At 43.6% G+C, this 10,438-nt stretch carries 8 protein-coding genes; 5 read left to right on the forward strand and 3 right to left on the reverse strand.

Annotated elements, in window-relative coordinates; translation table 11 throughout:
- Positions 1–19 precede the first annotated feature (19 nt).
- A complete protein-coding gene (gene mepK, locus L2744_RS07510; RefSeq protein ID WP_248991327.1) occupies positions 20–568 on the forward strand; it encodes a peptidoglycan L,D-endopeptidase MepK in 549 nt (182 codons plus the stop codon).
- On the opposite strand, the gene L2744_RS07515 is transcribed toward mepK, so the two are convergent.
- Positions 519–953: a hypothetical protein gene (locus L2744_RS07515; RefSeq protein ID WP_248991328.1), complete on the reverse strand. Its 435-nt coding sequence runs from the start codon at positions 951–953 to the stop codon at positions 519–521. The genes mepK and L2744_RS07515 overlap by 50 nt on opposite strands.
- A gap of 310 nt (positions 954–1,263) precedes the next feature.
- Between L2744_RS07515 and rplY the strand changes: the two genes are divergently transcribed.
- Positions 1,264–1,551, forward strand: coding sequence for a 50S ribosomal protein L25 (gene rplY, locus L2744_RS07520; RefSeq protein WP_248991329.1), 288 nt, complete (start codon positions 1,264–1,266; stop codon positions 1,549–1,551).
- Positions 1,552–1,718: 167 nt separating this feature from the next.
- On the opposite strand, the gene tamB is transcribed toward rplY, so the two are convergent.
- Both tamB and L2744_RS07530 read right to left on the reverse strand, forming a co-directional pair.
- Positions 1,719–5,735, reverse strand: coding sequence for an autotransporter assembly complex protein TamB (gene tamB / locus L2744_RS07525; protein WP_248991330.1), 4,017 nt, complete (start codon positions 5,733–5,735; stop codon positions 1,719–1,721).
- Positions 5,732–7,585, reverse strand: coding sequence for an autotransporter assembly complex protein TamA (locus L2744_RS07530; RefSeq protein ID WP_248991331.1), 1,854 nt, complete (start codon positions 7,583–7,585; stop codon positions 5,732–5,734). The genes tamB and L2744_RS07530 overlap by 4 nt, the downstream gene beginning before the upstream one ends.
- A 120-nt stretch (positions 7,586–7,705) precedes the next feature.
- Here L2744_RS07530 and L2744_RS07535 point away from each other — a divergent pair, with 120 nt between their 5' ends.
- The 3 genes from L2744_RS07535 to L2744_RS07545 all read left to right on the forward strand — a co-directional run bounded on the left by L2744_RS07535 (position 7,706) and on the right by L2744_RS07545 (position 10,360).
- The gene (locus tag L2744_RS07535) at positions 7,706–8,737 is read left to right on the forward strand and encodes an isoaspartyl peptidase/L-asparaginase family protein (protein WP_248991332.1); all 1,032 of its coding nucleotides are present in this window, start codon (positions 7,706–7,708) and stop codon (positions 8,735–8,737) included.
- Positions 8,738–8,985: 248 nt separating this feature from the next.
- Positions 8,986–10,026 carry a hypothetical protein gene (locus tag L2744_RS07540; protein WP_248991333.1) on the forward strand — a complete coding sequence of 347 codons (1,041 nt, stop codon included), beginning with the start codon at positions 8,986–8,988 and terminating at the stop codon, positions 10,024–10,026.
- Between the two features lie 181 nt (positions 10,027–10,207).
- Positions 10,208–10,360: a hypothetical protein gene (locus L2744_RS07545; protein WP_248991334.1), complete on the forward strand. Its 153-nt coding sequence runs from the start codon at positions 10,208–10,210 to the stop codon at positions 10,358–10,360.
- The last annotated feature ends 78 nt before the right edge of the window (positions 10,361–10,438 follow it).

Genomic DNA, 10,438 nt, shown 5'->3' on the forward strand with positions numbered 1-10,438 from the left:
TCGAACAAATGGTGATGATGTGACTTTGACTTGTCCTGCCCGTAGGCAGTTGTTGTTAGGCCTAGGTGGCGTGGCATTATGTTCATTACTCCCTTCCAAAGCGGTTGCGAGTCGTTCGACCAAAGGGATCCGCGAGTTAAGTCTCTATAATCGGCACACGGGTGAGCGTAACGACGGTAGTTATTGGGTCGATGGGCATTACCAAAGTGAGGTTTTAGCCGATTTTAGCCAGTTATTGCGGGATCATCGCCAAAATATTGCGGCGCCAATGGATAAACGTTTATTTGATTTGCTTTACTCATTGAAAACTACCCTAAGTGTAGATGATGAAATCCACGTGATTTCAGGCTACCGATCACCCAAGACCAACGGTATGCTCGCAAGTAAAAGTGGTGGGGTGGCTAAGAAAAGTTATCATATGCAGGGAATGGCGATGGATATTGCCATCCCTAGTGTGAATTTGAAAACCTTAAGAGATGCGGCACTTTCATTAAAATTAGGTGGTGTGGGTTACTATCCTAAGTCTGGTTTTGTGCACGTTGATTGTGGTCCAGTGAGACGCTGGTAGTCTGGCTAATTTGTTGGAGGATCTGCTCGTAAAACGCGTATTCCAAGGATTGTGATTCGCACAGATAATACCTTAGAAGTGGCATAAATTCTTGACCCAGCTTATTCATTTCTCGATGTTGTTGCCAGTCACTGATCAGTTGGCTTAAACGCTGCGAAAATTGAAACTGTCGTTGCCTTTGGCATTCGACTTCGGTTGATACACCTGTTTGCATCAATTGAATTAAACTACGGTTTTTTTGTTGAGTGCAGGCTAATAGTTCTAGCAGTTTTAATTCGAGTGTATTTTGCTGGTAAGGAACGGTTTCGATAAGAGACACGAGTTCACGGGCTAATTGGCATGAAAGTCGATTTTCTTGTTGCAATAAATACAGCGCGTGACGCATGTTAGAACACATCAGTTATCAAAATTTGCCCGAGCTTATCAGGCTTGATCCGAAGCAAACGTGATCTAGATCTCGTGTTTTTCGTTTGAGATCAAGGCCTTTTCCCCCTCGTAACAGCCAAGATACAAGTTTCCCAATTCAGCAAATTATCTTTGTTATTTACAACCATGCTTTATATCTTTGCATACTGTTTGAGTTATGCCGTTCTTGTAGATGCTGGGCTACTGTGTTAGTATTCGCGCGCTTTATATGAGCCATCATTGGTCGAAAATGATGGCAACTTTTACTCTAATATTTAAGTGAGAAACACATGTCTTACACTATTCAAGCACAAACCCGCACTGAAATAGGGAAAGGTTCGAGCCGCCGCCTACGCCATGCTGGTAAAGTTCCTGCTGTTATTTATGGCCAAGGCAAAGAGCCAGTTTCTATTGTTTTTGAGCACAAAGACATCATTAACGTTCAAGCTAACGAAGACTTTTACACTTCTGTAGTTACTATCGTTTTAGATGGTAAAGAAGTTGGTGTTCGTGCACAAGCTATGCAACGCCACGTGTTCAAGCCTATTATCGAACATGTTGACTTCGTTTACGCTTAATTGTCGTAACTGAAGCAAAAAGCGCCTTTATGGCGCTTTTTTTGTGGCTGTTTTTTGAGGTTTCATGGTGTATGCAAGCCGTCCATATCATTAATATAGACGGCGGCTAGCTACTACATGATGGTTATTTCTGGCATAGCATTCAAAACATACCCAATACCATAATGCTATTTAATATTAAAGTTGTAATAGATATCAAGGGATTGCCCTAGGGTGCCTGATACGGTTTCAAGGTACAGTTGTGATAACAGATAATATCTCACTGTCATTTCATAGCCAGGATTAAAAACGCCTACGCCATATTTCACCATTAGGTTTTTACCAATATAACCACTTATAGCCACTCGTCCCTCATCATTGGTATCGAGTTGGACGTTTGAAAAACCAAATTCTTCAATAAGTCCTGTGGCAGTATTACCGATACTATTGATTGCTCCACCACCGACCTGTGAACTTAACCCTAAGGCGGCTCCCATCATTAAGGAGTTATTCTGTTCGTTATCGGTGCTGTTGAAACCAGTGCCTTTAATAATGTAGGACAGGATCTCAGCTTGCTCTTTTGCTGGATTGGAAAAGAGGGTCACTACTGGTCGAGCGGGCGTTCCTGTTACGCGAACTCCCGCAACTAAATCCTCACTCTTAATTTCTCGAATAGCCTCAATATTCAGATTAGGTACAGAGGCAGGGCCGACGAACTGTACTTCTCCTGTGCGGATACTAAGGGTTTGTCCCATAAATTTATAACTTCCTTGTCGTACTTTTATATCACCAAATAGGAGCGGGGGACGGAACGCTTGTTGCTGCAGTTTAAGTGTTCCCTGCAGCTTGCCTTTAAGTCCCATACCATCGACTCTAAGATCATTTCCTACGTTGATATTAAGATCTGCGACAATGGCGTAGGGACTGCTTTTAGGTTGAGCCGCTGCAATAGAGTCATTGAAAACCACGTCCTCGGATAGTGCAACACCGCCTTCGGCAAGCTGTATTATCTTAATATTACCCGAAGGAATGTTGACTATGCCTTTGACCTCTAGCTGTTCACTGCTAAAACTTAAGCTGAGATCGGGGGATATGTCGAGAATGGCTAGCGGTGGCTGGATCACGGCGAGTTTATCACCTTGGATAGCCAGTTCTCCGCTAAATTGTCCCTGTGGCCAACGTAGATTGCCTGAAACCCGACCTAACCCATTACCCATCATCCAGCGGCCTTTTAGCTCAGCCTGCTGTCCACCAAGATCCATCGACATATCGATTTTATCGATTAAGGTTGGGTTTGCAGTAAGGGCAAGAGCACCTTGAGTGAGTGTGATATTCCCCGATACTTCTGGATCCTGAAGTGTGCCTGCAAAGTTTAATTTGCTGGTGAGTAGGCCTTCGATAGTATTTAACTGAGGAAAAAATTCACCTAATGGCTGTAGATTGAGCTGTTTAATATTGGCATAACCAGAAAGGATGCGATCCGGTGTCACATTCACGATAACTTCACTGTGCCAGCTGGCAACGCCCTCAGATTCAAAATTCACAGAGGAGATAAGGCGTTTTGCATCTAGGGTGGTATTTAGAGTTAGTAGTTGATAGTTAAGGGTGACTTCGCGGTTTTTGGCTCGTTTGAGCAGAATACTGCCCGGGGCAAAATTAAGGGTCAGATCGGCAATGGGCTTACGTCCTTTTGCCCAAGCGAAGTTGGCAAATAACGCTGCATTACCATCCCAGTTCACATTGCCGGGTAATATGGGCGCGAGTAATTTCCCCGGGTTACCTGAGTAACTGAGTTGGGCATCTCCGGTTTCTCCAAGCACTGTTTGATTATTTAGGCATAGCCGGCTATTGGGATTGACGAGACAGAAGGGCGTGATATTACCTTGGCTTTTGTTTTGATCCCAGCCAATACTCACGTCCTTATCCAATTGCCATAGTCCGAGCGGTGTTACAAGATTGAGTCGATTAATTTGGGCTTGTAGATGTGATTTCTTCTTGTCAAACTGGCTGGCTACACTGAGATCTAACCCCAGATCGCCGCTGACATTTAGGGTTAACTTTTGAGTGTTGATATCCCCTTTACTACCAAGGGTAATAGTGTCGAGTACTTGCCCGCCTAAGTGTAGTGCCTTGGATTTAAGTGACAGCGCAAATTCATGTTGCTCTAACGGTTTGTAGTAAGCTTTAAGGGTTGATTCCCGTAATTTGATATTTTGATAGAGAAGATCAACCAATTGCGCAGTGACTTCTAATTGTGGGTGTTTAGCATCACCAGTCACATTAATATTGGCCTGTAATTGGCCGCTGGCTTTAGGTAACCAAAGGCCAAAATCGGGTACTTGTAATTCACCCTGTAAATCCCAGTTAGCATTGGCTTCCCCCTTAAGGGCTAAGGTTGCGCCGAGCACGTTAGCATTAAGTCCCTTGGAACTGACATAAAATGCATCATTTACACTGATATCACCTGTGATATCAAATGGATATCCCTGCAACGTACCTTCTAGTGTCGTCTCTGTTAGTGCGACTTGCCAACGGTTATTATCGAGTTTGCCAATGGTGTGCAGTTTTCCACTTATCAGGCTATTTGGCAAATTGGAGGCATCGGCAGACTCTGTTTGTGGCAGGGATATTTCCTGTAGTTTTATGGCATCAAGCTGTACTTTGGCCTTCCAACTGATTGCTTGTTGATAATCGAGTTCACCCTGTAGTTCTACAGAGCCAATATCACCCTTGGCGTTGAGTCTATCAATGGTGAGTTTTGAATCCTGATGATGAAGTAGGGTCTCTATGGCGAGCATTTTATTAAAAGGAGTGACTAGCTGTCCTTGTACCTTAGCATCCTGTTTATTAAGGCTACCTTGGGTGTCTATGCTCAGGTTGCTGACAAAATATTCAGCAGTCTTTAGCGGCCACTGTAGCCTTGCCTGTTCCAGTTTGGCTTTATAGGGCAGTGTTGGATCCTTGAGCGTGATCTGCCCATCGAGGATAAAGTCCGCATCTCCCTTTGCATGTGCATTAATGCGCAGTTGGCCTAGGCTGTCACTGAGTTTTAAGACCAGCTCCTGCCGAGTAAGCTCAGGTAACTCTGCGAGTTGGTGAAGTGTGACATTAATATCAAGGGAAAGTGGATAATCATTCTCGAGGTTGAGTGTCCCAGAGACTTCGGCTTTACCATCGGTATGTTCAATCAGTAAATGCGCTAAGGTCAATTGATATTGTTGGAAGCTGCCCTGTAGCTCTGCATGACTAAAGATATCTTTGCGTGCACCAATTTCAAGGGTGGTGTTTTCCAAGTTCAGCTGTTCTACCATCACAGGGAAAGGCATAAACACTTGGGGTAATTGGGCTAGCGGCCAATCTACTGAATCTATTGATGGGTTTAGTGGAGCGTTTGATGTTGTTGATGTGCTGTTTGTATTAGAAATGGCATCATTTACTCGCACCGCCGTGGTGACATCCTTTGGATTAGGCGGGCTATTCACTTTAGTCGTATTGGTTGTTGTTTTTGTCGCAGTATTAGAACCGTCATCAAGGGGGATTAATATTGACAGTCCTTCGCTGTTGAGCTGTTTTATTGTGAGTCCTTCAGTAAGCCAAGTGGCTGTTGTCTCAATACTATTAGCCGTAAAGTGCATTTCATCCACTTGCACTTTCACCGCCATAAGCTGAGCGGTATCGAGGATTATTCCAAAGGGAAGGGTCAGTTGTGACTCGGTATCATCGATGGTTTCTATGTCTGAAGCTGCTGCAGGATTTGATGCAAGCTGCTCCGAGTTAATTTGTACCTCAACCTTAGCCGCGGTAAGTGCACTTATACATAATTGCTTTTGCAATAAACAGGTGGGTTGCCAAGCAAGGTGCAATGCTTCAAGTTGTACTTTAATTCCATCCATTGACCAAACGGCGTGGGCTAAGTTGAGCTCTTTATTAAGTGCTCCGGAAGTGTACGTGAGTTCCAGATCGGGAACGAATTGATTGGCTAACCCTACACTGAGCCTCGATCCCATCTCAGTGCCTATTAACAGGGCAATAAGTACTAAAATCGTTAATGGCACATAAACAATAATGCGAGTAAAGAGCTTAAATGAACGCCAAATACGTTGAAATCCCGAAACAGGAGTAACAGATTGAGCGGATCCTGTTGATTCCATTGATACCGCATCAACTTGCTCGTTGGTTTTATCATTGACAGGACGACGGTTCATAGCTCTGTTCCCATAGTCAAATGGATCCGCCATGACCTTTCTATAGTGTCAGTTTCTTTCAAACCTATTCCTAAATCTAATTTAATGGGACCAATTGGGGATATCCAGTGAATACCACCCCCGACAGAGACTACAGGTTCAAATTGATTATTATCAAAGGCGTTACCCGCATCTATAAAGGTGCCGAGCCGCCAAGTGGGCGTGAGGTAATATTGGTACTCTACACTTCCGACCATTAAATAACGGCCACCGATAACTTCGCGATTCGTATTACCGTCAGTATCGATATAATCCAAATAAGGGCCGAGCTCTTGATACCCATAACCACGCACGGTTTGATCGCCCCCCGCAAAGTAACGGAGCGAGGGAGGAATAAAAGCCAGTTCATTTTCATTAGCTATGTTAGCGGCTAAATCGATACGAGCGACGATTCTGTGGTTATCGAAGAAGGTATCAATCCATTTAAATTTTGCTTGTAACCTTGCCAAGCGTGTCTCTGAGCCTAAATAGGGATCGGCGTAATCGAGACTATAAATTTGTCTAAAACCCGATTTAGGATCGAGGGAGTTATCACCCCGTGTTGTCTTGGAAAAGTTAATCCCAGCCAGATAAAAGCTCGGGAAATAGTCGGTATCCGATTGATTGTATTCTTCACGAATGGCATCAAGCGAATAACTCATTAACCATTGATTATCGAGCCTTTGCTGACGAAGTAACCCCAGCAAATATTTCGTCGATTCGAGTTGACCTGTATTGCGAAAATCCCGATTTTTTGGCTCATAAATTTGGGTGACGCCATATTTGTCCCGCAACAATCCTAAACGGATTTTAAGTTGATCATCCAAGGGATGCGTCAGTGGAATGGTATAGGAGGTTAAAAACTTAGGGCGATCGGGTGACCATTCCAAACTGGTTTCTTGGGAATGACCATACTTGTTGATTTGTGGTGTACGCCAAGTCAACCGTACCCTTGGATCAAAGGTTTCATCAGCACTCTGACCAATATCTCCCCCGAGGCCCACTTCAATTGAATGGCTTGCCTTAGGCGTTAACTCAACCTTGACGGGGATCTGGTTATCTTCGACTAAATCAATCTGTGGGATAACTTTGATATTGGCGAAATAGCCAGTGTCCAGTAGTTGGCGGTTGAGGGAACTGACACGGCGAGTCGAATAGGCCGCATTTTCTTTAAAGGGGATCAGTTTAGTTAAAATATCCGGTTCTAAAGTATGACCATCAAAACTCACTTGGCCAAAGTGATAGCGCTGGCCAGAATCAAAATGCAGGCTGATTTGGGCGGTATTTAAATCCCGATTGATCTGAATTCGTGATTGCGTGAACTCGCCATCGAAATAACCACGGGCGAGAGCAAGGGCGACAAGTTGGGATTTTAATTCAGAGTAATGACCATGATTTAAGGTATCTCCTGGTTTGATACTGACTCGAGATAACCATTGCTCGAAGGCTCTATCATTTAGCATTTCCCCCGAAAAATTGATATCGACCCACTGAACTTTAGTCGGTTCTCCTGCTGACACAGCCAGCTTCAACTCCCATGGGCCTTTTTCGTTTTCGATTAGTTTTTCTTCGACTTCGCCATGGTAATACCCCATGGACTCTAAAGCTGTACTGACATTTTCCTCGACATTAAACAAAAAGGCTCGGCGTTGAACTTCTGAGTCGGGCAGAGTACCTAAATGTGCCACAATGTTACGCTGCAGCGATTCATCAACCCCAGATACAGATAACTTCAAAAAATTGTCGGCAGTCGCTACTGATGTGACTAGACTCAGACCAACAATCAAATTAAGACGAAAAGATAATGATGTGATTTGAAAGAATAGCTGCACTTTATGCTCCATGTGATGTGCCTTTATTGTCGCCAGAATAAAAGCAACAGGCAAGGAGATGATTGAAATTAGTCATTGAAATGGTTACAAAGGAGGTTACTGTTTAAGGGGATGTAAAGAATGAAAATAAAATCAGCCACCTTTAGTTTAATTATCTCGAGTGTACTTTTTATGTCGTATAACACTAATGCCAATGATAAACCGTTCGCTATCGCTATCCATGGCGGTGCGGGCACGATTTCTAAGGCCAATTTGACTCCAGAGCAACGTCAAGCATATAAAGACAAGTTAAAGGAGGCTGTCGATAAAGGGTCTAAAGTGTTAGAGCAAGGCGGGGATAGCCTGCTTGCCGTACAAACGGCAATCAATGTGTTAGAAAATAGTCCCTTGTTTAACGCGGGTGTCGGTTCTGTTTATACCTTCGATGGCGGCCATGAACTAGACGCTTCTATTATGGATGGCAAAACCATGAATGCGGGCGCGGTTGCTGGTGTTCGTCATATCGCCAATCCTATTGATTTAGCGTTAGCCGTGATGAATAAGTCTGAACACGTCATGTTATCGGGGGCGGGGGCTGAGGAGTTTGCTCTCACCCAAGGTTTTACCTTAGTGCAAAATGGCTATTTTGATACGGATGAGCGTTATCAACAGTTACTCGATGCAAGACAAAAACTCCAAACAGCAGAGAAATCAGCGCAAATTGCAGGTATTGAGACGAAGGATCTCGATTATAAATTTGGCACCGTTGGCGCTGTGGCCTTAGATAAAAATGGCAATTTAGCCGCAGGCACATCGACGGGTGGCATGACGGCAAAACGGTTTGGCCGCATTGGTGACTCGCCCGTAATCGGTGCGGGCACCTATGCTGAAAATGGGGTATGCGCGGTTTCAGCAACTGGTCATGGTGAGTATTTTATTCGCTACCACGTCGCAGGTGACATTTGCGCGAAAGTAAAATATCAGCATAAGTCGATAATTCAAGCTGCTGATGAGGTGATTAATCAGCGTTTAATCACCGCCGGAGGGACGGGAGGGGTGATTGCTGTCGATCACAGAGGCAATATTGCAACGCCTTTTAATACTGAAGGAATGTACCGTGCAACTCGCAGTAATGGCGAACCTGCACAAGTGATGATTTGGCAAGATCAATAGTCAGATAATCGAGGCCATCTTAGTAAAAGTGAGTACAGCAAAATTGTACTCATTATGTTTGCGTACTTATTACTTTGTTTCAGGAAGTAATATTAAATTTTGATTTATAAATTTAACAATAACAACAATATTTCAACGAATGATATTGCTTAAGCCTTTAGTGTTGGATATGTTTGATGGCGAAGTTTATAGCATAGCTACATTGCTGATATTTAACTCTAAGTCAACATTTTACACAGAGGATAAAAATGGATTTTAATAAAATAATACTAGGGCTATCTGGCGTATGGTTGCTGGCAGCTTGTGGTGGTTCGGATTCTGCTGACACTGACACAAATGGTAGTGGTGGACAAACAGCCCCTCTAAGCACTGCGTATTATGGCATCTGGCAACTCTATGGTGACACATATGTCGGTATTTCCGAACACTCTATCACCACATATATCAATGATCCGGTCCTAGGCTGCACGGAAGTCAGTTTATTTAATATCGTCTCCAGCACAACTAACTCGGTAGTCTCTGAAGATGTAGTTAGTGGCGAGCGTAGTACATCTCGCTTTGCGATGAATGGAACCAATTTACTGGTTACGGAAGAAAATATGACACTTGAGTTTTCTCGTGGAGATTTTCCCGATATATCAAATGGCTGTACTAATGCTTCAGACATTAATCGGATGACTTTTTCGATAGAACTGGATTATCTGCCTCCTGTCGTTCGCATCAATCGCCACGTACAAGAAACGGGTAGAGTGGAATATCAATACGGTGTTCATTTTGATATAAACCGCAATAATAAAGTCGATCCTGGAGACGTAGCAGTACACCTGCATCACTTCAAATCAGCTAATAGTTATACCGAAGATACCCCGTTAACAAATCTCAAAGCGAATATTTGGAATTTTGTCCCGAGACAGCAGGCGCAGGGGTACGGTACTACAGCGTCGAGCAGTAGTGAGCATATGGTTCAGGTAATACAAAACGATTCTGTGCTGACGTTTAATGTTGATATGACTACACATCCACTGTTGGGATTTATTGATCAATCTACTCCGATTTTTATTTATAGTTACATTAGTTATCCGCAACCAGAAACGGCGATAGTTGATGGCTGGGTTGATGGCCCTTGGAACTGGTCATCTGAAACGCATGAAGATCGCTATCCAGATACGGGTTTTACCCAGCCCGATTTACATCCAAACATGCAAATGCTGGACGCTCCTAATGATTTGATCAAAGGGGAAGCGAAATGGACCGATATTAAAGCGGTTAGCTTTACGTTTACGCAGTAGGATATAAGAAATATGGGGGCAAGGCAGATGACTTAAACCTGTCCCCAAATTGATTAATAGTAACTCTTTATTCGGTGTAAAATTTGCCTGCGATTTGCCTGCGATTTGCCTGCGATTTGCCTGCGATTTGTACCATTAGTGCATGTTATATCAATTTACTGTAAATATTCACGGAGAGGATATGAACCCCTATTTTTATCGCTTAGCCACAGTTGCTCTATTGTCATTAACACTCGCCTCGAATAAGTCTGTCATAGCGGCCGACATGCCAAGTTCAGATAACCCCGTCGATACATTATTTGTAAGCGTCCGGGCAACTACACCTATCTTTTAAAATTCCATGGTAACAGGCTGTCTATATCCGGTGCTGGTTGGCACAGTTCATTAAGGCAAGCCATGATGTAATCAAATG

The sequence above is a fragment of the Shewanella profunda genome (assembly GCF_023283765.1).
GTDB lineage: Bacteria > Pseudomonadota > Gammaproteobacteria > Enterobacterales > Shewanellaceae > Shewanella > Shewanella profunda.

What these genes read in the sequence shown, in the direction of transcription:
- rplY (WP_248991329.1), top strand. Translation starts at nt 1,264, where the DNA reads ATGTCTTACACTATTCAAGCACAAACCCGCACTGAAATAGGGAAAGGT.
- tamB (WP_248991330.1), bottom strand. Translation starts at nt 5,735, where the DNA reads ATGAACCGTCGTCCTGTCAATGATAAAACCAACGAGCAAGTTGATGCG.
- L2744_RS07540 (WP_248991333.1), top strand. Translation starts at nt 8,986, where the DNA reads ATGGATTTTAATAAAATAATACTAGGGCTATCTGGCGTATGGTTGCTG.
- L2744_RS07515 (WP_248991328.1), bottom strand. Translation starts at nt 953, where the DNA reads ATGCGTCACGCGCTGTATTTATTGCAACAAGAAAATCGACTTTCATGC.
- L2744_RS07545 (WP_248991334.1), top strand. Translation starts at nt 10,208, where the DNA reads ATGAACCCCTATTTTTATCGCTTAGCCACAGTTGCTCTATTGTCATTA.
- L2744_RS07535 (WP_248991332.1), top strand. Translation starts at nt 7,706, where the DNA reads ATGAAAATAAAATCAGCCACCTTTAGTTTAATTATCTCGAGTGTACTT.